The 25,762-nt window shown below is 67.3% G+C and carries 1 protein-coding gene (running past one end of the window); it reads left to right on the top strand.

The window, feature by feature from the left end:
• On the top strand, positions 1 to 25,762 hold the 5' end (the start) of the coding sequence (locus ACQEVO_RS13570) for an NUDIX domain-containing protein (RefSeq protein WP_432912910.1). The gene runs 35,114 nt beyond the window's last position; the window shows 25,762 of its 60,876 coding nt (coding positions 1-25,762); its start codon is at positions 1 to 3; its stop codon lies off the right edge, out of view.

The raw sequence follows: 25,762 nt of genomic DNA, 5'->3' as shown, positions 1-25,762 counted from the left end.
ATGGCTATTACCATCCCCGCGGAATTGGCGGGCCTGCTGGAGTGGGTGGGGGGTTTCGAGATCCCGGAGGCGAATGAGGATTTCGCCGATGTGATGTGGGACGGGTTGAAGGGGGTGGTGCGGCAGCTTGTGGATGAGGAGTTGCCGCGGATCGATGCGGCGATTGCCGCGGTGGGTGCGGCATATCCCGATGGTGATGGTGGTGCGGCGATCGTCGCCCAGCTGCGGAGTGTGCGTGGGGATGTGGAGGCCACCGCGGAGGAGCTCGGTCGCCAGGCGGAGGTGATTCGTGAGTTCGGTGGTCAGGTTCTTGCTGCGAAGCTGAACGCGATTATCGGGTTGTCGTGGTTGTTGGCGGAGTTGGTGTGGGCGTCCACGTTGGGGCCGTTGGGGCATGTGACGGCGGTTGCGGCGGCTCGGTATTTCTTCCGGATGATCGGTTTGCGGTTGTCGGGGTGGATTATGGGGAGTTTGGGGCGGTTTGTGGTGGAGCGGGGGTTGCGGACAGGGTTGTCGCGCTTTGTGTATGAGGTGTTGCAGGAGGCGTTCGAGGAGGTTGTGCAGGGGACGGTGCAGGAACTGGGGGTTCGGTCGGTTCTGATTCACGAGGGGTACGAGCAGGGGTATGACGTCGGTGCTCTTGTGTCGAATGCGGGGTTGTCGGCGTTGGCCGGCGCGGCGGCGGGTGGGGCGGGTCAGGGGTTGGTGCGGGCGGTGTCGCGGTTGCCGTTGGGGGTGGATCGGTGGGGTGGTGCAGCGCGTGGTCTGTTGGTGGGGACGGGGGCGGAGTTGGCGGGTTCGTTGGCGGTGTGGGCGATTCAGGGAGGGGCGTTCGATCCGCGGATGTTGACGGGTGCGGTGGGCGGGGCTTTTCCGAGTGCGGTGTATGGGTATTACGGGGGTTCGGATTATTCGGGTCGGCCGATTACTGCCGATGATTATCGGCGGGTGCAGGTGGGGGATCCGGTGTTGGGTGATGCGCCGGTTGGTGTGGGGGGGAACGAGCAGCCGGATGGGCAGGCCGGGGGAGCGAGTGGTGTTGCCGGGCGTGGCGGGGGCGAGGGCGATGACAGTCGATGGGCGCCGCCGGGTGCGGGTAGGGCGGGGATGCCGGTGGATGCGGGGGTCGTGGACGGTGGTGCCGGGGCGGACGAATGGGGATCGTCCGCAGTGGACGGGGCCGGGGCGTCGATCGCGGCACGTGCCGCGGACGGTGACGCCGGATTCGGCAAGAATATTGTGGCCGGCAGCGAGCATTCGACGTCCGGCACCGAGCCCGGCCAAGAGAGGGGAAGCCGGCCCGGGCCGGTACCCGGCGGTGACCAGCCGGTTGCCGAGGACTCCGACACCGGTCTGCGGGACGGTGCAGGCTCGAGTGAAGCTATTTCGGGTGAGCCAGAATTCGGCGCCGGCGCGGGATCGGATGCGACTGCGCTCGGTGTGGTTGCCGGGGACAGGATTTCGGGAGACGGATCCGGTGACCAGGGCGAGCAGGCCTGGACCGGATCCGGTGACCACGGTGCGCTTGCGGTGGACGGGCCCGATTCAGGGGTAGTGGGTTCCGGGCAATCGACTGGTGCGGATTCCGTGGCCGATCGCGGGGCCGGTGCCGGTGGGGACGAAGGGGGGGTGCCGCCGGGCGATATCGGTGTGCCGCCGGGTGGCGACGGTCGTGAACCGGCAGGGGTGCTTGCGGCGCTGGCGAATACGCTTGTTGCGCGGCATCCGGGTGGGTTGGTCCGGCCTGATCTGGTGGATGCGTCCGTTATGGATATGCGGGCGTTGGAGCAGGTGTTCGACGGGAATTTTGTGCGGGCTGGTACCGAGCGTGGGGCGACGCCGCGGCAGGAGTCGTGGCGATTGCGGTTGCTGGCCGCCCACGAGGAGCGCCGGTTGGCCGGTATAGGGCACAGCATGGCGCGGGCGGTGAAAAAGCAGGCGCGGCCGCTCAATAAGGTGCGCGCTACGGTTGACCGGTTGCGCGAGGCGCAGGCGGGGTTGGCGGCAGGACAGCATCTCGGCGCGAACATCGAGGCGTCGCTGGCGGGTGCCGCGCGTTCGCGGGGTCTGGATGTGGAAGGTATGTCCGAGGCCGGTCGCCGGAGGGTGTACGGGGCGATACTCGACGAACAGATCCAGCAGATGTGGACGGAGCGGGAACAGGCCCGTGAGGCGGAGCTGGTTGCGGGGGCGCGGGCGGCCGCGGAGTTCGTGGAGCGGGGGACTCGGGAGAAAGCTCGCCTGAGGCGTCTGGCCGAGGAGCGTCGCGGTATCGAGGGGGAGGACTGGAAGAAGGCGTCGACTGCGGATCATATGCGGGAGTCGCTGGAGGAGCTCGGGCCCGGCGGCACGCTGGTGGTGGTCGAGGAGTACGGGAGTGCCGATGCGAACGGGGTGAACGCTCGCCCGTATGCGCTGTATCTCGAGGGCGATACGGTGATGATCGACGACGGGGTATCGGGCGGGCCGGTGCCGTTCGATTTCTCCCGGCCCGGTGGTGTCGAGCGGACGTTCACCGCGGGGATTCGTGGCGACGGTTCCCCGACAGCTCCGGGCCCGGAGGCGCGGGGCGGTGTGCCGCCACGGCCGGGGACGCCGGAGGGTGGGGGTGACGGAACAGCAGAGTATCTGCCGGAGTCCGTCGATAACGCGCCGCCGGCGGGGGGATCGGGTCGGGACCCGGAGCGCGCCCCGCACGAGGCACTCGCCGAAGCCGCGGCAGACGAGCTGAACGACACGGCCTTGCGTGAGTTCGTGACGACGGCTCGGCGCGAGTTGCTGGTGGAGACGGCCCCGCGTGAGCTCGTGGCCACAGCCCCGCGTGAGCTCATGACGGTCGCGCTCGACGACCCCGATCAGCAGGTCTACGACCTCCTCGAGTCCACTGAGACCGGCCGGCCCCTCGCGGCCGTCCTGCGGTCCCTGCCCATGCGGATCGAGTTCAGTGCAGCCGACCCCGCCGCCCCGTCCACGACCGGTGACTCTGCCACTGTCCCGGGACACCACGATTCACACAGTCTCGTCGCGTCCGTGTCCACCGGCGGCACCACACTGCCCACCCGGGCACTGGATCTGGCGCGAATCGCCCTGCGCGCACAGTACGAACGCGACGGCCTGATTCCCGATCCGCGCGCCGCCGAGCTCGACGAATACGTCGAAGCCATGAACGATATCGACACCGATATCGAGATGATGGCCCGCCGGCTCGCCGCCGAACTGCGCGTCGAGTACCCGGTCGACACCTTTACCGCCGAAATCGCCTACGACTCGGCCGTACACGAGATCCTCGGGTTGCCGGACGCCGGTGCGGAGCGCGCCGCGCAGGCGCACGAGGAGGGTGTCGGCGCGGTCCGCGGACTGCTCTATGCCGCGCACGCCGAGCGGCACCGGCAGGCGCACCGGGACGCGAACCGCCAGATCGATGCCGAGCGGCACGGCCCGGGCTCCCCTGAGGGGTGGGAGCGGGTACCGGGTCTGCAGGTCGACGACGCCCTGCGGCGTGCGCTGCAGGATCTGGACAGCGCCGATATCCGCCGGCACGCGGCACAGGCCGAGGCCGTCCTGCTCGCCCAGCGGCTCTCGATCTCGGAGCGTCTCGGTGACCTGACAAGCCGGCACCCGATAGATCAGGAGATCGAGCGCGTCGGCAAGCTCGAGCGCGCGGGCATCGAATCCGCCGCTGCCGCAGCCGAACTCCGTCGTTACCGGCACGAACTGCATCGGCTCATCGATCTGCACGACGAGTATCTCCGGCGGGTAGCGGAATGGCGGGCCGCGCAGCGGCACGTGGATGCTCTGGTGATGCCGAGGGTGCTCGACCTCGAAGCCCCGGATGCCACGATGCGCACCGGCGATGTCGCGCTCGTATCGGGAGATTCCGATCAGCTGGTGATCGTCGCGCGACGAGGAGAGCATGCGGATGCACTCGAGGCGGCAGCTGCCCAACTCGGTGACTTCGTCCACGACGCCGACCTCGTCAAGGTGTATGTCGAGGTCGAAGTCGGCGCCGATGGTCTGATCCGGGCCCGCAGGGCCGACTGGCCGGCCGAACGTGCCCGCACCACGCTGGATCATCTGGATCGCCTGGATCCGCCGAGCCGCCGCGACGGGTCGACGTCGGCGCAGCGGAACACAGCCCGGGACATCGACCGGCTGCTCGGGATACTTCGGCAGACGCCCATCGGTGCGGTCGTCGCCGACACCTTGCGGACCGCCGGCCTCCGGATCGAATACCGGTCCCACGCCGCCGCCCGGTACTACCCCGCGCAGGGGCTGCTGGTCCTCGACCCCGGCGATACCGAGATCGACCGGATCACGGCCCTCGCCCAGACCGCCTGGCGCATCGAACACGGCGGCCGGACCGCCGGTGAAGCACGGCAATTCATCCTGACGGCAACCCTCGAGGAATTCGAGACCGTCATGGTCGAGGAACAGGCGCAGCTGGCTGCCGTCGAGAACGTCGTGCGGCGGCAGTTGCGGGCGCTGAGCGAAACCGGCCGCGTGGGACTCGATATTCCCGTGACCCCATTGGAGCGGGTGGACACCGAGGCTCGGGCCGGCGTGCCGGCCGGCAGTGATCCGGATCCGGATGAGGCCGGCCTGGACGCCTTGCGCGACGCACTCCCCGGCACCGAGCTGTCGCCGGGCCTGACCTACCGCGAATTCTTCCGCACGGCATGGAAATACGCACACGGTCTGATTCCGGAACCGGTGATCACGCAGGCGACCGTCCCGCGCCGGGACCTGATGCGCGCGGCCGGTCTGATCGGAGTCCCCGAACTCGACCGCGCGATGCTCGCGTCCTCCGCGGACGACATCCTGGGTGTGCCGGCCGAACTGCGCGACGACGAGTGGTCCACCGCCCGCACCGTCGCCGATGTGGTCCACCGGCTGCGCGAGAAGTTCCCGGAGATCGCGCTGCAGGGTTTCGGGCCGGAGCTCAGCGATCCGGCGCCGGACGGTACCTCCGACACCTCCGATCCCGCGCTCCTCAGTGTCGCGGTGCTCCGCGATGTCGCCCGGAATCTGGAGAGTGAACTGGCGGCAGCCCCTGCGGTGGATGTGCGCGGGCTCAGTATCGAGGATATGCCCGGGCAGGGGGACCTGTCCGAGGCCGTCGGCGCGATCGACCCCGAAACCGGCAAGCAGTACACCGCCGAGATCATCCTGAATCGTGCCGTGGTCCAGAGCCCGGCGCGGTTGCGGCGGTGGGTGCGGGCGGGGGAGACCTCGCGCCGCATCGTCGGGCAGGAGCCCGGCCGCCCGGCGCGGTGGGCACCGGCCGTGAACTCCCCGGGCCACTTCGTCCCGCGGGCGAGCGAGCGGCCGGTACGGGCGGTGCTCGCGCACGAGATCGGGCACGCGCTGAACCATGCGGGTGCCGGACTCGCCGTGCGGCGGGCGGAACTGCACCTGCAGACGAGGGCGGAACTGGAGGGGGCCGACTATCGAGGCTGGCTGAAGGAGCTGTCGGGGTACAGCTTCGACCCGGACGGCTCGTTGAACGCCCGCGAGGCCGTGGTGGAGGCGTACACGTGGACCAGGGTCGACCCGGACAATGTTCCCCGGCCGGTCGCGATCCTGTCCGGGCTGCTCACCACACTCGCCGCCGATCCTTCCGCGACGCTGGGTAATCCGGCGCCGCCGGTGGCGGAATCCCAGGTGGAGGCGTGGGAGCTGGTCCGGGCGGTGGCGGGATCTGCTCCAGAGGTGTTCGAGCGCGCTCTGCGGGTGCTGCAATCCAAGCATCGCGTGGTGCTGGAGGATCTGATCGGGGCCGGACCGGATGCCCGCGGCGCGGCACAGGTCCTGGCGGCATCCCTGCCGGAGGTTCTTGCCGGGACACCCGACGGGACGACTCCGCAGCAGGTTCTCGGTGCGGTGGGCGCGCTGGCGCACACCCTCGCGCGCGGCGTTCCCACACCGGAGGAGCAGTGGCTGATCATCCGCGAATCGTGGGTGCGCGAGGACGGTACGTTCGACGCTGCTCTCGCCGCCGTCGTCGAGGAGTTGACGGGTAAGGGCCTCGAGACCGATCCGGAGGCAGTGCGTGAGCTGATGCGGCGGACCGCGATGCGTACTGCCGACGGCACGGTGGCCGAATCCGATATGTCGCCGGGCGAACTCAGGAAGGCGCAGAGCCGCTTCTACGAAGAGCGCAAGGCGATGTCGCGATGGCTCGCGTCCCATACGGAGGTGGACACGGCGGCGGTACTCGGCCACGTCCGGAAGATCGCCGGCGCGGAAACCGTCGATCGGTGGCTGGAGTCGCAAAACCCGGGAACGCGCAGATTGGTGACGGAGAACCTGTCGGCCCGTGAGGCGGGGGAGCTGGCGGGCGGCGATTCCGACGAGGCGAAATCCCGTCGCTTCCGCGCGGTCCGGGAACTCCTAGGGTTGATTGCGGCCGCCGACGGACAGGTGGCTCGTATCCAGCAGGTAGGCGCGGAGATCCCGGGGGTGGATGCAGAGATCCCGGGGGTGGATGCAGAGATCCCGGGGGTGGATGCAGAGATCCGGGAGCGGGCCGAGGCGGCGTATGGTCGGCTGCGGGCGATCGCGACCGAGTACGGGGTCGACCGCGAGGTTACCGATGTGGGTGAACTCCTCGCCGCGATCCGTGGCCGGATGGACGCCGCCGATCGGCGTGATATCGGTTCTTCTCGCCTGATCAAGGGTGGTTTGACCGATGCCGAATTCCTGGTCGAGCGGCGTGCGGCGCGTTTCCGCTCCGGGGCCGATGCGTATGAAGCCGCCATCGAATACCACTCGGGTCAGGACCGTTTGGTGCGTGCCGGGGTGCGGCCGGCGGCGGTGGGTGCGGCCGGGAGCTCGGAATTCCATAGCAGGGAATTGGCCGACGTGCGCCGGGCGGCCGAGGCTTCGGTGGCCGAGCGGCGTCGGCGGATCGTGGCCGATCTGCGTGAGCTCACCGTCTACGCCGGGGTGGACTTCGAAGGCGAGATCCGGATACGGAATGCCGAGATCCGGATACGGAACGCCGAGAGCGGGATACAGAAAGCCCGGACCCGGAAACACAATGCCCAGAAATCGAATCGGAAAGCCGAGATCAGGAAACAGAAGCGCCTGATCCGGAGTCTGGAAGCCGAGATCCGGAGCGAGAAGGACGCGATTCGGAAACTGAAGGACGGGGATTTCGAGGCGATACCCGTCGCCGAGGCCGCGCTCGAGAACCCCCGCCACCTCGACAGCCGCCTCACGACATGGATAGCGGACGAGCGTCGCGATATCGCGCTCGCCGCCGAGGACGCCGAAGTAGCCGCAGGCGCCCCGCACCGGCGCCGGATCGCCCATGCCGACCGGGTCGAACGTGCGTTGCTGCGGTTGCGGCGCGCCGATCTCATCGCCCGGGCCACCCTGTGGAAGCTGACCGATCAGGACGACGCGGCCCGCACCTGTATGGCCGATCACGAATCGAGCTGGTCAGCAGCCCATCTCAACGCCCGCGAAGCCCTGCACGCCGCGAACCTCCGCATGCGTGAAATCGCCGGACTGTTCCCGATCGGTGAATCGGCGAGACCGGGAGAGGAATTCCGGAAGAGTCTGAAGGACCGCGAGGCCACGGTGCGGGCCGGTCTGGAGGAAGCGGCCGAAGCCGCGGGCAGCGGGGGCCAGTGGCGCAGGCAGGGTCGCCTCGATGACCCTACCGGGGGCCGCGGAGCGCCTCGCGTGCTCCAGATGCAGCTGGACGAGATCGAGCGGACCCGCCGGCTCTTTGCCCAGGCGGAATACGAAGTGCAGTGTGCCGAGGTCGATCTCGCGCTGCTGGAGGCAGAGCTGCCGGGTTCGGTGAACAAGGTCTGGGATCCGCAGTTCGGGGGAATAGAGGCCGGCGGCACACCTCTGGAGCAGACCCTGGGGCGGGCAGACAGTGCGCGCAGGGAGGTGTACCGGACGGTCATCGACCGGCGGTCGCAGGCGCCTCGACGATTGGCGGAAATCGCCATCGCCATCGGATACCCCGATGAACTCCCCACCGATTTCGTCAGCGCGGACACGATGCGGGTCATCCCTGCCGTGCATCTCATCGTGTGGTTCCGAAAGCATGTCAAAGACCGCACAACTACGAACGAATACACGGCCAGCGGTGAGCATGCGCGCCAATGGGCGCTGAGCTTGGAAGCGTACCGGATCGAACGGTCGATCCTGTGGACCGCCTATGATTTCATGCGAGCGATGGCCGATAGCGACATCCTCGCGAATGTGGAGATCGGACCGATCGGCAAACAGGCCGAGGCCGAGGCCGATCAACTGCGGGCCGAACTCGAGCAGCTGATGGAATCGCAGTGGTTCCCCGACAACCTGGAATTTCTTGCCCGGGTTTCCAAGATCGACGATATCTCGGAATTCGGCGACCCGGTCGCCCTGGCCGAGAAGATCGGCGAGTACGCCGATGCGCACGGGACGAAGGAACGGCACCGTCATGTCGATCAGGTCGCGATCAACGCAATAAACGTACTGATGGATCAGGCCCAGCTGAACGGCGATATCGAGAAGCTCGAAGAACTCGAGGCTCTGGTCGAAAAGGCGTATCTGGCGGCCGAGCAGGAGGCCCGGCAACGCCTGGCGGCCGCAGAGACAGCAGGATCCGAAGCCGAACGGCAGGCAGCCCTCGACGATCTCCGGCGGGTCGGGGCCGCGGATCAGGTCGATGCGAGCCGATGGCCGTTCGAGTACTTCGGCTCCCGCTTCACCGCCGAGGACGGCGCATCCGCCGCCGTCCCGGACGGCCAGGGTTCGCAGCAGACCGCCCCGAACGTTGTGGACGGTCTCGGCAACCAGCCCCGGGAAATCGTCCGGCTCGACCTGACCCCGGAAAGCGAGGGGCTTCTCGGCCCCTTCCCTGAGTCCGGGATCGACACCCCGAACCTCACATCGGGCCAGGAGTCGCCGGATCCGTCGCAGGAGCCGGCGCCGACCGCTCCCGAAGATGCTGATACCGGCGGGCTCGACGGGACTGCGGCGGTGCCCGCCGAAGGAGTGGACACCGTCGAGGGCGGTCCGGACGCTTTGCGGGGACATTGTGCGGTGCTGCAATGGGAGCGGGTCAACAGGGGCCGGGTCGATGACAAGCTGGTCCCGGAGTTCGACGAGTCGGATGAGTTGCCGGGCCAGAGCGAGATTGCCGTGCAGCGGTCGTATCAGGCTGTACTGCGCGAGTACGGGACGGGCGAGAACACCGTGTCGGCCCTCGGGGAGATCCGGACGTTGCTGGGGGACGGACAGCATCGGGCGGAATCCGCTGTGGTGGTGGTACGACGCGAGACCGAGGACGCGCAGGGCTACGGCGGACACGTCTTCGGTCTGGTTCTCGACCAGTACGGTGGTGTGGTTGTCGATGATCCGGCCGATCCGGCAATCCACGGCCGCCGTTTCGACGAACTTGTCTCCGCGGGGTTGATCGCCGACCGATTCCCGGATGTGAACGGTGTTTTCGCGATTCTGCACGACGGCGTGGGCCAGGCGGTCGATGCGGACGGTAGCCCTGCGGAGTTGGCGGAGCCGAAGCTTTCCGAGCAGATCGTGCGGCTGGGCGCCGACGGTGCGGTTATTCGGCTCGGTGCGATGGGAACCTCGATCGGTAGTCCGGGGAGGGTGCGGGACCGGACACCGCTGGTCGATATCGCCGCGTGGGCGGGACAGCTGGGGGTCGACCTCACGGTGCCGCACGATGATCCGGGCCCGGACGGTCTCGAGGATACCGTCGCGGCCGCCTTCGGCGCCGAGTTCGTCCGATGCGGTGAGGCGAGAGGCGGATTCCGTGACGCCTACCGTGAGCTCGGCGAGAAGCTCCGGCACCACAATGCTGCGGCGGTGGTGTTCGACCGGTCGCGCACCAGCGCGGACGATCAGGGAAATCTCCGTATTCATCTGGTGCAGAACGTGCGCGGCATATTCCGGGTAGAGGAGATTACCGCGGGCCGGAACGGCTCGGGGGTGCTGCTGCACGATGTCATCCCCGTCGACACCTGGGAGTACATCGATGTCCGGGCCTTGATCGTGCCGGAAGTGGCCGGTGGCACGGAAATTTCTACATCTCCGGTCGGTGCGGGAACGTCGGATGACCAAGAGCAGGCGGTGGAACTCTCGGATGAGGACGCCTTCCTGGAGGCGTTGGCTATCGACGAATCCGGCCGGGATGTCCTCGAACTGCTCGGTCTCCTCGACATCACGATCGTGCATGATCTGCTGGATACGCCCGGCTATCGCGTCGAGGAGATCGACGATCCGGGCGAGCCGTCGGGTTATGGGCAGCAGAAGCAGATCGTGCTGGATGCCAGTCTCGAGCTGCCGGAGCAGATGTCCGCGCTGACCGGCTACTTGACCGATGCCCTCGCGGATTCCGGCCTGGATGACGCCGCGGTCGAGGACTGGACCATGCGGATGACAGGGGGCCCGCTCCTGGACGCGTTGCGCCACCACGAATCGGGCCGGACGATGCTCGAGCTTCTCGACAGGTTCGATATCTCGATCGTGTACCGAAAGCCTTTGTACACGGGCTTTTCCGTCGATTATCTCCGAGATCCACAGAGCACAGCCCTCCGGCGGATACGATCGACGATCGCGCTGGATGCGAGCCTGGCGGTTCCGGATCAGATCGTCGAGCTTGCCTACTATTCGATCGAAGCTGTCGAGAGTTTCGGTTTATCCGCCGCGGAAGTGAATACGTGGACCGAACCGTTGCGTGACTTCCTCCGCACCGTCTCACAAGACGTAATGTCCCGCCTGGCCGCGCCGCTGCCGGCGGAGGTGGCGTCCTCCCGAGTGACATTCGAGGCGGAGGCCGAGCGGGCGTATCACGCAGCCGTCGAGTCGGGTGTCCCCGAAGCAGTGGATCTGGTCGAACCACACCTGTGGCGCGCGGATCTCGGCCCGCGCTATCACCTGTGGGTTTCCGGCACTCCGGACCGGATCGCTGCCCTGAGCGAAAAACTGGCCGGGTTTGCCAGGGGAAGAGGGGTATTCGATCAGCGCGAGACCGCGACCGGTGCCGTGACATTGGCGATACCGTTCGCGGACCCGGTGGCGCTGGGACAGACTCTGCGGGAGATCGCCGAGTTCCGGACGGCACATCCGGACGGGTTCCTGCCCGAGGTTCCGGTGGGTGTGCAGCCGGTGCCGGACTGCCCCGGGGTGGGGTTCTCGGCGATACCGGGGGTCGATATCAGGCAGCGGCTTCGGGAATTGGAACTACTCCAGTTGCCCTACGGCGCGCAGGTGGTCGACCTTCTTCGATCGCTGGACAATATTCCGGGTGGACGCGAGCGGGCGGCGGGCGAGCGCGATGTAGTTCTGCGGGCCAGGGATCTCGACCTGCCCGCGACGGGTGGACCGGAGGTCGTGCAGGCGCTCCGGGATCTGCGGGCAGTGGATGAGAACAACCCGTCCGAGGTCGATTCCGGCCTCAGGGAGGTGTATCACTGGCGCCGCCCCAGACAGGTGAACGGTCCGCAGGCGATCGCGGTGGCAACAAACTACGCACTACACCGGTATCTGGCCGAAACAGTCTCCGCAGACCGGAATTTCGGTGACTTCCTGACCATGCTGCGAGATCACCTGTGGTTCGCCGGTATCGACCCGGCCCGGCCTCATCTCGAACTGGGTGATGCGGCGTTCGATGCCGCCGAGGGGGACGCGGCGCCGCCGCACCGCCACACCACGCTCTCGGTAGACGAACAGGCCGAACAGGTAGTGGCACGGGTCCGGGAGCTCTACTCCGATATCGATATGGAACTGCCGGCCGGGAATTCCGGGCCGGAGCGCGATGAACGTGGGCTGGCGCGAGCGTTCCGTGGTTCGCTGCACCGGTTCGGCACGTCGGACCAGGGATATCGCGATGCCTACACTGCACTCGGCCGGGAACTGCTGGATCTCGGGCCCGGCTCGACGGCCGTGGTAGCCGAACCCGCGGACAAGGTCTACGTCGTTCGAAATATCGACGGCCGGTTGTGGACCGAAGAGCCGGAAGGCAGGGTGCGCGGCACCGCGTACACCTTCGATGCGGCAGCTCGATCGGCGGGCGAGGTGCGGGCCATCCTGCTGGACGACACCGGCTGCGCGGTGCAGCCCGGCCGTGCCCGGCAGCTCGCCGAAGCATTCGCGAATCCGGCCGGGCACCGCCACGCGATCGAGCAGGAGATCAACCGGCTACGCACCGAATTCGACCGGTTGCGGGCGCATTGGGCGCCCGGAGTCTCGAGGAACTTCACCGAACGCAGGTTCCGGGAGCTCCTCGACGGAGATCCCCATGAACTGGTCGTCGCGCTCGAGCGGGTCATCCGCCGTGATCTCGGGTACCGGTTCACGGGGGATCAGCGCCCGCTCCACCTGCTCCGGATAGCCCGGCGGCTCGAGACCGCGCTGCTGGCCGTGGACGCGCGGTCCGCGGGCGAGGTGGCGCGGCCGGCGCCGCCGGAGCTCCCGGATGCCGCCACATCGGAAGTCACTCCGGTTCCGGAACCAACCGGCCCGGAATCGGCAACACCTGAGCAGCTTCTCGTGCCGAGCGGCGGAGAAACTATCCGGCAGCTGCTGCAGTCGAGGTGGGAGGGTCTGAAGTATTCCACCGACAGGGGTTCTGACTATTGGCGTCGATTGACCGGACTGTTCGACGACGACGGAACATGTGTCATCGTGGCGCTGGACCACGCTCTCACCGACGGCCCTGTCGTGCGGGACGCCAAGGAATTCAGCCCGCTCATCCGTGCCGTTCACGAGAACGGTGCGAACGGCGTGTTTCTGCATCGCGGTAATGCGTCACGGTTCGATCGGACAAGTGCGGACGGACTGGTCCTGCACGTGACCGGTGGGCCCGTCATCGGCGAGGATGTCGGCCGTGACGGACTGGTCCGCGCCGATCCGAATCACAAGGTGCTCCTCGGCTCTGCCGAAAGCATCCTCAGGGAGGCGAAGCGCCTCGACGTGGACGCGGTGAGTGTCCATGTGAATGTCGGATCGCTCGGCAACGCGGAGCAGGAAGCCGAGGTCGCGGAGCTCGGCAGGGCATTGTCCGAGGCCGATATTCCGCTGATCATCATGAGTTACCCACGTGGCCCCGGTATCTCGCCGGACAACCTCGACCACGTCCTCACGGCCGTGAGTCAGGCGGTGCTTCTGGGCGCGGATATCGTGAAAACGAGCATCCCGAAGTGGCCCGACGGGACAGTGGACACCGAGCTGGGGCCCCTCGGCGGAACGCCCAACCTCGCCGCGATGCGGGCGGTGGTCGCCTCCTCGCAGGTCCCGGTGGTGTTCGCGGGCGGATCGAACTGGACCATACCGATGGAACAGGTCGTCGCGGCCGTCCGGGAATCCGGCGCCGCCGGATTGGCCGTGGGCCGGATGGTGTTCCGCAATCCCGATAACCTCTCCCCGGGTACCGCGATGCGCCTCGTCGGTACTGCGCTACGCGGCGATACGGCCCCGCGCATACCGGACAAGGGATCGGATCCGTCGACCTGGGAATCCTGGGCCGAAACGCGGTACGACGCGGCACGCGCGGACGATACCGACGTGGGGCGGATCGCCACGTATCTCGCCGGGATCGCGGCGGACCCCGGCGCGCATGGACTCTCGCCCGAGGACGTCGCGCACATACTGGAAGTGTCCGATGTGGACACCGTGGGCGCGATCAAGAACCACTTGTACTTCACCGAGCACAATCTCATCGATGAGCGAACCGGTGAGCCCGTCGTCGCGAGGTTCCGGGCCAGCCACCTGATCGCCGAGGCGTGGCGCGATCTCTCGCTCGGCTATCCCTTGGACCGTGACACCTTGATGAGTCATGTGGGATTGCTCAGGCACGAGGTGGCCGAGCAGCGGTTCGAGGCACGGTGGTTCTCGGCATGGGAAAAGCTGCCCCCGTTCGAGATCATGCATGGGGAGGCGAACGGCGAAGCCGATTGGGAACACCGGCTGCGAGACCTGCTCCCCTCGGCGAACACCGATCCCCGGTACCTGCCCGAGCAGTCCGGCGGCCAGCTGATCGAGCCCGGCGGATCGGATCGCGATGCGGACGCCGGACCGAGTCGCATCACCCGCATCCGGGAGCTGGACGCGGAGATCCAGGAGCGTGAGGCCGAGATCCGGAGGCAGGGCACGCTGTCGTCCGGGTCCGACCTGGTGAACCGGGTCCTGCGGGTTCCCCGGTATCAGCTGCGCGAGCTCTGGCGTGAGCGTGATCAGCTCACTGATGGTCTCCTGACAGAAGTAGCCCTGGCGCAAAACGATTTTGATGCGGCCCGATCTGCCCAGGGCGAGCTGGTGGGAGCGCTCGACAAGACGCGGGAGCGGGCCGAGGCCGCATACGATCGGCTGCGGGCGATCGCGTCCGAGTACGAGGTGGATCCGGAGATCGGCGAGGTGCCGGATCTCCTCGCCGCGATCGGTGGCCGGATGGCCGCCGCTGATCGCAGCGATATCGACCACAGCGACGATCGCAAGGCCAAGGGTGGCTTGACCGATGTCGAGTACCTGGTCGAACGACGTGCCGCCCGCTTCCGTGCCGCGGCGGATATGTTCGAAGCCGCCATCGAATACCACTCGAACCAGGAGCGTGCGGCGCGGGCCGGTGTGCGGCAGGCGGCCGTCGGTGCGGCCGGGAGCCCGGAATTCCACAGCGGCCGGGTAGCCGGCATACGCCAGGCGGTCGAGGCTGTGGTGGCCGAGCGTCGTCAGCGGATCGTGGCCGATCTGCGAGACCTGACGAATTACGCCGGGCTGGACCTGGAAGCCGAGATCCGGGAACGGACCGAGGGGGATCCCGAGGCGAGGCGCGTGGCCGTGGCCGCGCTCGACGACCCCCGGCACCTCGACGGCCGCCTCACGACATGGATAGCGACCGAACGTCGCGCTCTCGCGCTCGCCGGACACGACACCGCCGTAGCCACCGGCGACCCTCATCGGCGCAGGATGGCCCATGTAGACCGTGTCGAACGTGCGCTGCTGCGGTTGCGGCGCGGCGATCTCATCGCCCAGATCACCGCATTCGAGCTGTCCGATCAGGACCACGCCGCCCGCACCCGCACGGCCGACTACAAAACGGAATGGTCGACGGCCTACCTCAACGCCCGCAAGGCCCTGCACGCCGCGAACCTCCGTATGCGCAAGATCGCCGGGCTGGACCCGCTCGGTGAATCGGACGGTCTGGCAGAGGAGTTCCGGCAGACGCTGGAGGTCCGGGAGGCCGGCCTGCGGGCCGGGGTGGGGGCCTATCTGAACGCGGGTCCCGGAAACGCGAGCAGCGTGGGCAGCGAGAGCGCGCTGACCGGAACTCGCACAACGCCCCGTGTGCTCTGGGCGCAACTGGACGACCTCGACCGGACCCGCAAGAACCTCGCTCAGGCGGAATACGCAGTGCATTGCGCCGAGGTAGAGCTGGCTCTGCTGGAAGCAGAACTGCCGGGTTCGGTCAATATCGTCCGGGACCCGGGTTTCTGGCCCGAGCCCGGCGGAACACCGCTGGACAAGGCCGTGCGGGCGGCCTGGGATGCACGCTATCCCGTGCGGGCGAACGCCGAGCACCGGCAGCGGCAGACGGCGCGCCGGCGATTCGCGGATATCGCGGCCGCGATCGGATATCCCGATGAGCTCCCCGCAGATCTCACCGGCGCAGACCCGGTGTCGGTGGTCGATGCTGCCGGGGTACTCACCGAGTGGTTCCGGACGCATTACGAAAACCGCCGGGGTAGCGGTGAATTCCGTGATCTGGAGCCGGCGCGGTTCTGGGCGCTGCGGGCGGAGGCCTACCGGATCGAGCGGGCGATCCGGTGGACTGCCTACGACTATGTGCGGGGGCTGGCCGACCTCGACAGCCTCGAAAATGTGACGATCACACCGCGCGGCACAGCGGCCGAGGCCGCAGCCGATCGGCTGCGGGCCGAGCTCGAGCGGTTCATGGAATCGCAGCCGGACCTCGGCGAACTCCATGTGCTGGCCATGATGAACGATATCTTCGAGTTCGGTGATCCGGTCGTCCTGGCCGATGACATCGGCAAAATGGCCGATTTGCGAGGTGCGAAGCGCGAGCACCGTCAGGCCGATCAGCTCTTGATCAACGCGCTGCTCGTACAACTGGATCTGGCCCATCTCCACGGCGATATCGACAAGCTCGCCGAGCTCGAAGTTCTGGCCGACAGCGCATTTGCGGCGGCCGAGCAAGAGGCCCGGCGGCGCCTGGAGGCGGCCGGGACCGCGGACGAACGGCAGGCCGCCGTCGACGATCTCCGGCGGGTCGGGGCCGGGGACCAGGTCGGTGCGCCCCCATGGCTACTCGAGTACTTCGGTCCTCGCTTCACCCGGGAGGATGGCGGGTCCGCGGCTGCCCCGGACGCGCTGGATGGTCACGGCCGGGGCCGCGAAACCGTCTGGGCCGCCCTCTCCCCGGACGGTGTGGCTCGTCTCGGGCCCAACCACGAGCCCCGAACCTACGCCTACGCCTGGTCCCCCACACCGGACCAGGAATCGCCGGGTTCGCCGCAGGAACCGGCGCCGATCGCTCCCGAAGATCCCGTCGCCGCAGAATCCGCCGACGTCCGCACAGGCGCGGCTGCCGGATCTCGATCGGCTGCTGAGCCGAGCTGGGAGCCGGTAGGCGACGGATCTGTCGCTCCGAGTGATGGGAGAGCGGCACTCGCCGAGGAACCGAAGACCCTGCTCCGAGGTTCGGGGCTATTCCCTACAGATGGCCGGTCCGGAGGTTTCGCCACGCGTTCCGCGGGCGCGGAGGGTTCGGCGCTTCAGACGGTCGTGGGCCGTGGCGCCGGCACTGTGGGGTATTCCCCCGATGGCAGCGCGCCGGTGCCGACCGGCGGGGTGGATGGCAGCGGGCCGGATCTGGAGGTGGAGCCGGGGGGCTGTGCCGAGTGGGTCGCGGAGGAGGTCGACAAGGTCCGGCCCGAGGGGGACAAACTTCCGGATTGGGCCGACGAGCGGGACGAGCAGGGACGGAAGCTCTACGGGCGAAGTGACCTCGGTGTGCAGCGGAAGTTCGAGGCCGAGCTCCGGCTGTACGGCCGGAGGGTGGAGGATCTCGGGCCCAGGGAGGCGTTCGGGCCGGAGAAAGAGGGGGCGGGCGAGCACGGGCGGCTGCGGGCCTATCAGGAGGCGGGTGAGTACCGGAACAGCCTGTGGGCGGTTCATGACGCGGTGGAGTCGCTGGGCGACGGCTGTTCGGCGGTGGTCGTCGAACGGTATGCGCAGGAGGACGAGCTCGGTCTCGGCGCGCATGCCTACCGGTTCCGGAACGAGAACGGCACGGTGCTGGTCGATGACCCGGCCGGAGATTTCCACGGTGTGCCCTTCGCGATAGACGGTGAACTGAATCCGTTGATCGATGCGGAGCTGATCGGATATCGGAGTGGGGAGGTCACCGGCGTCTGGGCGATCCTTACCGATGCCCACGGGCTGCCGGTGGATGCCGAGGGGAACCCGGCCCGCTTGACATCCGGCGAACTCGAGGCCCTCGAACCGATCAGTGAGCACGGGGAGAGCATCCATATCGGTACCACTCCGGCCGAGGGCTCCGGCTTCGCCGGCGGCGGCGGCGAGATCGGACCGGCATCGACCGCGCACGAAGCGGAAGCCGCCGCGAGTGGCTACGAATGGCTTCGGCGGAACCTGGTCGAGGTTTCCACGGGCATCTTCGAGAACAACCGGGAATTCTTCTACGACAACTACAACTCCGAGGAGGAGCCCGCGGCGGGCGTCGCGCCGAAACCCTTCCGACGCGGGCAGATCGACGAAATCCTCGACTACCTCATCACAGACGAACATTGGCTGCTCGACGATACGTCGACCGAACCGGTCCGGCGCAGGTTCACCCCCATCCTGGCCGTGTACGAGGCCGTCCGCCGCCTGATGGAAGGCGACTACGACGGTCCCTACGGGACGAAACAGCATGCCCTGGACCTGATGCTGTTCGCTCGTGAGGTGGTCGAAGAATCCCTCATGGAAGACGATCTTTTCGCACGGGAGATCGCCCTGCGCTGGGAGAACGGCGACCTCCCGTACTTCGGCGCGCACGCCGCGGCGGACGAGATCGCCGGCTGGCAGGCAGCCCGGGACGCATTCGAGAACGACCCGGATTCCTGGGAGCCGTTCGAGAACGACCGGGATTACTCATGGCCGGAGCGGCTGCTGCCGAACCTCACGAATGCGGCGATCGAAGCCACGCAGAATCGGCAGCGGCGCAGCCTGGACATCATGCGCGAGATCGCCGACGCTCTCGCGATTCCCGCCGATATCACAGATATCGTCCGGCTCGACGAACTCGTCCGGCAACGGATCGAGGCCGCGCTCGCCCGCGAGGAGGCTCCGTACGAGCGACCGCTTGTCGACCCCGAGCAGTCCCGGAACCGGGTGGGGCAGCAGCGCATTCATGACGGACTCATCGCTTTCGCGCACCGGTCCGCGGCGGCTTCCTTTGTCTACTCCGTCGCCCACATAGAAGAAATGCGCCTGCGCGGTCGCACTCCCGATCCTGCGGTGGAGCAGCTCGACGAAATGCCCCCCGGCACGCCCGAGCTGGAGAAGCGCATCGAGAACATCGGGCTGAGGTTTCTGTTCCGCGACAGGCTGTTACCGGATGATGTCAAGGCCGCCATCGACGACAGTTTCGAGAGAATGGAGCGATGGCCGGAAAGTGAGGTACGCGAACCCTATACGATCGATAGCGACTGGTTCAACCGCTTCCTCGACAATCTGGTGTTCGCGCGAACGAATTCCAGGGTCGCCACCAACGCACTCCACTGGGAGCCGCACGATCAGTGGGACGAGCGAGACCGGTACCGGCATGGGGTCTGGCGCGCCACCTATGAGCTGTGGAGTGCCTACGAGGGCACGGATGTCTCCCGCGAACTCGACGCCCGGGAGACCGAGCGCGCCGGCTCGGGTCTGGCAAAGCTGCGACGAACCGCTTCCGGCCTGGGGCTGATCCCGGACGAGATCGTTGCGCCGGGCACCGACCTCCTCGAGATCAGCCGCCAGGTGCCGGATCTGGTGAATCTCATCGAAACATGGCAAGCCGGCGAGGCGAAGGCCATTGTCGAGGACGCGAGTAGCGACTCCGAAGCGCGGCGACGGCTGGCCCGGCTGCGGGCCTACCGGCGTTACCGGGTGCGCCGCGACAGTCTGTGGGGGCAACTCCGAATCCATTCCGCTCGTGCGGAATCGGCTCGGATGCGCGGCGACTACGCGGGATTCGACCAGGCCATGGACGATGTCGCCCCGGGGTGGTCGCAGGCCGTCGAATTGATCGACGAATACTGCGAATCACTCGATCCGCGACCGACCCCAGGCCCCTATGACACGGAACCCGCCACCGGCCTGCCCTCCTACTATGACCATGCCCGTTTCCACGCCGAGTACGCGAGCTTCCGAGCCGCGGGCGCCCACATCGACCTCGGTCAGATGCGGTTGGAATTGCCCGCCGCCGGATTCGACGGTCAACCGGTGGGCGACGGTGTTCGTCTGTATGCCGCCGTGAAAGATGCCGAGCCGCCGTGCCAGGGCGCGTTGACGACGATACGGTTGCGTGGCAGGCAGGCCATGGCCGCCGTGGACGCGATCGCGGTGACACTCGGTCTGCGTCGACCCGGAACGATTCTGCCCGAATTGGGGGTACCCGACCACGAGGCTCGCACCGAACTGCGAAACAGCCAGTGGGCGGAGTCGATGCTGCCACCGCCGGAGCGTGTGCTCTTCGAAGAAACCCTCACCGAACTGCGGAGCAGGCTCGAGGAACAGCACGATCCCGATATCGGCCCCGCGCGCCGGGCGATGCTCCGCGAGATCGCCCGCTCCCTCGAGCGGGCGGTTCACGACATATATGTCGTGATGGCCGACACCGCGGCCATCACCGACTATCCCGGCCTCGGCATGGACCTCACCCGTCCCGGCGATCTCCACGACCACCGCCTCGGCGAGCGCCCCGGCTCAGTCGAGTCGGCGCTGATGTTCGAGGCGGAAAAGGTGGCACGTCGCTCGGAATCGGCCGCCCGCGAACACGCGACACCCCATGCCACCGATCTGCAGCGAATCACGCAGCGCCTAGCGGACCTCGAAGCCGGCCCGGAGCTCCGAACCTCCGATGAGGAGGTAACAGGCTCGTGGCATATCGATACCTGGGAATCCGATGTCATGCGGCGGCTGGACGCGGCAGTCGAGCGTCCGGGCACTCCGGCCGGGGTTGTCGCCGGTATCCGCCGTGACACGTACTACATACTCCTGGGCTGCTACCAGGCCCGGCGCGAGATGGCAATTGCCGCTGGTATCGAGGCCGACCTGGAAATGGCTACCGCGCAGGTGAATCAGGTGCTGGCGGTGCTGTACGGATCCGCGGTGGAGCGACGTGGTGCCGCATTGGTGGAAATGCGGTCGGGGAAGGTCGGCGAGTCGGTGGCAGATGAGTTCACCGCCGCCGAGAACGAACTGTCGCTGTTGTCTGTGCTGGCGGATCCCCGGCAGCGGGATGGTCATATCCTCGGGACCGCCGATACCGGGTGGGTCCCGAAAGGCCCTGTATATGAGCAGGATATCGCCGCGGCGTTAAGCGAGGTGATCGGACAGTTCACAGGTGATGTCGAGGCCGTCGCGGATACGATCGCCGGTTTCGCGGCCGCCGAGGTCCGGCGCGCGGACGGGAGCGAGATCGGATTCGTCCTGGACGATCTTCGCGAGATCAAGAGATACCTGTTCGTCTCCGCCACCGGCCTGGGAACAGTGACCACCTGGCTGCGACTGGCCGCCGATGATTACCCGGATGACCGGCAGCGGCTGTCCGATATCGAGTTCCTCGACCGGGTGCTGGCCGAAATCCGGTCCATGGCCGTCCACACCGCGAAGGGCGGTACCTACACGCCGGTACACACAGTCATGGATTGGCGGCCCGGGCACTATCCGGCCGCCGGCCATTCAGCGGTGGAGGATGGCCCCCGGGATGCGAAATCAGCGGTGGCGCAGTACCTCGACCTCGCCGATGACCTGAGCTCGTCAGCTGTGGCGCAGGCATTCCGGGAATGGGCGTTGGCGAGCCGAGAGCTGGACGAACCCGTCACCACCAGTGAGACGGACTTCGCGAACCGTGATTTCGGCGACCCCGACGAGCGCGACGAGTTCGTCACAGTGGTGCGAGAGCGTTCTGAGAAAGTTGCCGGCGGCCGGGCGCCGGTCGTTCACGCGACACGGGACTACTATCGCGCGCTCGCCCGGGACACGCGCCGCGCCGGTGACGACCGAGCCTCCGAGGGCGCGGTGGAAGAAGCCTTCCGGCTGTTCGGGCACGCGCTGCAGAGCGAACGTGCCCACACAGCACAGCGCCGGGCGTGGGTGCTGGCGGCGAAGATCTCCGGCAGGTTCTTCGACATGCGCAGGGGCCACAGCGGCTTGCGAGAGGACCCCGCCTCTCTACTCGCCCATATTCGCGCCTGGTCCGGCGAACTCGAAAGCTACGTGCTCATGGATGCGAGCCGCCGGAAGATCAGCGAATTCCCCACGATCGAAATGATGTATTCGGATCTCTCCGAAGTGGAGCAGGCATCGGCGCGGCGCGAGCTGCGGCATCGTGCAATGCGCGTCACGTTGTGGTTGCTGCGCGAGCATTATCGGGCGTTGTCCGAGATCTACGATCACTGGCGCGTATGGTCGCCGACGATCGTGGGGCCACATCCACTCGCGCGTGCGGTCGACGGGAAAGCCGCTCGCGAAATGGCGGGTCGACTGTCCGGCGAATTGGCGGAACTGATCGATACTCGCCGGGCAGGTGCCGTCGGCGATATGAGGTCGCTGATGCGCCGCATCGAAAAAGCCGGTCGTAGCGCGAAAGCCGGTCACCCCGCGGGAACCCCGCGGCGCGGAGTGGCCGCCAAAGCCGCCGCGTATCGAAGACTGCTGGACGAGCAGGCCGAAGAGATCGAGTCGGCGGCTTCGAACGCGCAGCGTGTCGGCCCGCTGCCCTGGGACGATCTCATGTCTTGGCGGAGTGCGTCCGAGTTGTACTGGCACCGTCGTGAGCTCGATCAGCTGATGTTCCGGGCTTTCTGCGCACGAGCCGAATCGGAGCTGCTCGCAGGGAAACCGGAACGCGCTGCTGAATTCCTGACCGAGGCTCAGACCGCTTGGAAGGATTTCCGGACAGCGGTCGGCATCCGGCGAGCCAAGCTCCAGGATGTGCTGCTCATTGTCGCGACCGAGGTTTTCGGCGGTGACGTCGTGCGTGAGCGCGGATTCGCCGACTCCGAGATTGATGTCCTGTGTCGGCGGATCTCGGTAGAGATCGGCACCCAGATCTACGTCACCACGGCGAAAATCAAGGCAGAGGCCGATATCGAGAACAGTCGGGGATCGGCGCGGTTCGGTATCGCGCAGCAGGATATCAATCGCCTGGGGGGTGGACGTTTCGCCCGGCGCACGCTGGCCCGTAGAGTTACCCGGCTGGCCGAGCTCGGTTTCGAGGCGGCTGTAGTGCACAATGAGAACTGCCGTATCGAGGTCGATCTCGACCGGCTCCGGGGAGATCTGCCCTACGCCGGGGGTGTGGAATACCGGCCAGATCCGATCGCTCCCCTCGTAGCTTCCTTGGATTCGGTCGACTCCTGGTCCTACATTCGGCTGGATGCCGCCGTGCGCAACCGGGGCTGGTTGCAAGACCATGACACGGATCCTCACGACGCCGGGTCCGGGCCACGTTATGACTCGATCGTTGCCGCGAGGTCGTCATTTCTCTACCAGGTCACGGATACCGTCAAGGAGCTCACGAACCTCGCGGACCGTGGGCGCCGCACCTTGGAGGAAGCGATACGGGCCGGTGTCCCACCTGTTCGCCGGCACCTGCTACATGAGCTGTCGCATCGGGCCGAACAGGCGGCAGGGCGGGCGAAATTCGCCCTCCAATGGTCGGAAGTGGATCGGTCTGTGCGCCAACCCGATCCGAATGTCGAATACACGGCCGTGTCGGTGAAATTCCTCGAAGAGCTCGGGGACGGCCGGGTCTTGCCCTTGTCCGATCTACGGCCGAGCCAGGTGATGGCTGGTGCCGTCGATACCTGGCATCACATCCAAGGGATCACCGCGGCGAACCTGGCGTATATCGACGGGGAATTGGAGCGCATCGAGGAAGAACTCGAGCTCGCCGGAGCCGGCGATATCGTCGAGCGGGCGCAGGCGTGCGTGGACCGGCTCGACGCCGAGCTCGCGAAACTCGACGCCGAGCTGGAGAAATCCGCGAGCAACCGCGCGGAAGCGATGGGGCGGATCGCATACCGCCAGACGTACTCGGATCGGTACCAACTCCTGCGTGAAGCGAAATACTTATTGCGCCACGCGAATTCGGCGTTGGCGGACAAGCATGCGGATATCGCCGGCGCGGGTCCCCATGAGAGCCTGGCGGATTCCTATGAGAGGGCGGCGAGTGAACTCTGGGACGTGCTGTCCGCGGACACGGAGAACCGGCGCGCAAGTGCACTGAAAGATATCCGCGCCGTGCAGCGGGAATTGGGGTTGCCGGAGAGCGGTGCGACGGTGCGAGCCGCCGCGGCCACCGTGTCGAAGTGGATTCGCGAGCAGAAAGCCCGACGGGCATTGGATATTGCGGACGGACCCGATCCGGATTTCGTGCGCGGTGTTATCGTCGGCATACTGAACGAACACTCCGACGCGACCTGGGAACTGGGCATCCTGCACGCCGACGACCCCGAGGAATCGGATGCCTCCGAGCTGCGGCTGCCCATTTTCGGCGCGCTCCGCGACTTCCCGATGGATGCCGAGGTGCAAGCGGAAGCCGATGCCGATTTCGAACGCATCAGGAACGATCCTCACGATATCGCCGCCATCGCCCGCACTATCCGCGAGGCGCGTGATGAGCGGGGCAAGCGGATCTTCCCGGGTGCGGATACCGCCGAGATCCTCGGCAACCTCGGAGACATCAAGAACCACATCTTCGGGAACGAGGATCAGCGACTCGATCCCGATACCGGGCTCCCGGAAGACGGGCCCCGCCTGGCACAGAGCCACCCGGATATGGTCACCGTCTGGGACCGGCTCGTCCGGAATACCTATGAGACGGACGAATGGGGTATCGACCTGACCCCCGCCGAGCAGATCGCGCAGCGACGCTCCGACGTGGAATTCCTCCGCCACGAATTCTATGAATCGCTAGGTCTTTTCGCGGGATGGGACCTGGAACGCGCCCACGCCGAGGCCGACCGGCTGGCACCCTGGCAGGAAACCCGCTTTGACGCCGAACGCGCGCGAGCGCTGGCCGATTCCCACTCAGCGGCTGCCACCGAGCATGGCCTGCCGCCTGCCGAAGGGCTGCCGGGCGCGGTCGACCGCACTCTGGACCTGCTGCGGCAACTTCCCGCGGGCAAGGAGCTGTACCACACAATCCGTGAGGGCGAACGGCATCCCGCGAAGGAGAAGAAGTACTCCGCCGATATTGTCGAGCGGGCCGCCGAAGGGGATGTGCCGGCGGCGGAAGCGGTCGAACGACTGGCCGAATCGGCGGCCGCGGAGGATCTGGCGGCCTCGGGGCGGGCAGCGGCGGCCCGGGTGCACGAGATGGCGCCGCTGGCGAATCTGCGGGCGCAGGCCGCCGACCAGGCTCGGATCTGGGGTGCCCGGTTCCTGATCGCAGCTCAAGCCCGGGAGGTCGGGGCGCCGGGCGCGCGTCCGCTCGACGCAACCGGTGCGGAGTTCGCCGCACTCGGGGAGAGCGGAGACAGCACTCGCGAGGCGCAGCGACGCGCCGCCGAGAGGAAGTACCACGAGTTCTTCGGCCGTGCTCTGGCCGAATCGAAACGGCACACAATCACCCCGCCCGGCCCCGAGCTGCGCGCTCGCGCCCACGAGCGCGCCATTGCGGAACTGGGCGACAACCTGTACCGGATGGTCATCGACGACGAACTGTGCGACCCGCTTCGGGACCACGCGACCTTCGCCGATTGTCTGCGCGCCCACGGCCTCCCACCGGATCTCGGCGACGAGGAAACCCGGGCCCTGGTCGAGGACCTCGTGCGCACCCTCCGGAATCCGGTCCCCGATCACGTGGGCTACCCGGCGAGGTCCGCGACGGAACTGCGGCACTGGCTGGAACAGCAGCTACGGCTCGTCTCCACCGCCGACCGGACCGTCTCCGGCTGGACTCGCTATGTTCCGGCAGAACCCGCCACCCATGCCACCATGCGATCGAGTGCGTGGGAACGGACTGTGCTCCGCCGCAACGCCCTGAACCGCGCGACTACATTCGCCGAGAAGGTCGCCGGCCTGCCCGGATCGGACGTCGACCCGCGGATCCCGGACAGCGCCGACGAACGGAACATGCTCCGCGACCGGCTGGCGGTGGCGCAGCAGCGGGTGGAGTCGGAGATCGCCGAGCACGGCCGGGACATCGGTCAGCCGGAACTGGCCCGGTTGCGCCGCCGGGAACTGGATCTGCGGCACATCCGGGATCTGCTCGCCGACTATGAGGAGGCCACGGCCGCTGCGGACAGCCGATATGACGGGGCAGTCCGGAGCGTCGCGAACAAGCTGCTCACCGAATGGACCGGCAGTATCGAAGGCGCCACAGTGCACCGGGAGCAGGTGGCGATCGTCCCCGGCGAATCGGGAGAAATGTGGATTGTCGCGAAACCCGGGGATCACCAGTGGCTCCGGACGGCAGTGGACGAACCGCCGGAGGGTACGCGGATCCGCTATTGGGAGATCGACCTTCTCGACGACGGTGCGGTGTTCTACCGGGAGATCGAGG

Source organism: Nocardia sp. CA-290969 (assembly GCF_050936135.1).
Lineage (GTDB): Bacteria > Actinomycetota > Actinomycetes > Mycobacteriales > Mycobacteriaceae > Nocardia.
Note: the sequence above shows the minus strand (reverse complement) of the source record. Positions and strands in the feature narration are given on the sequence as shown.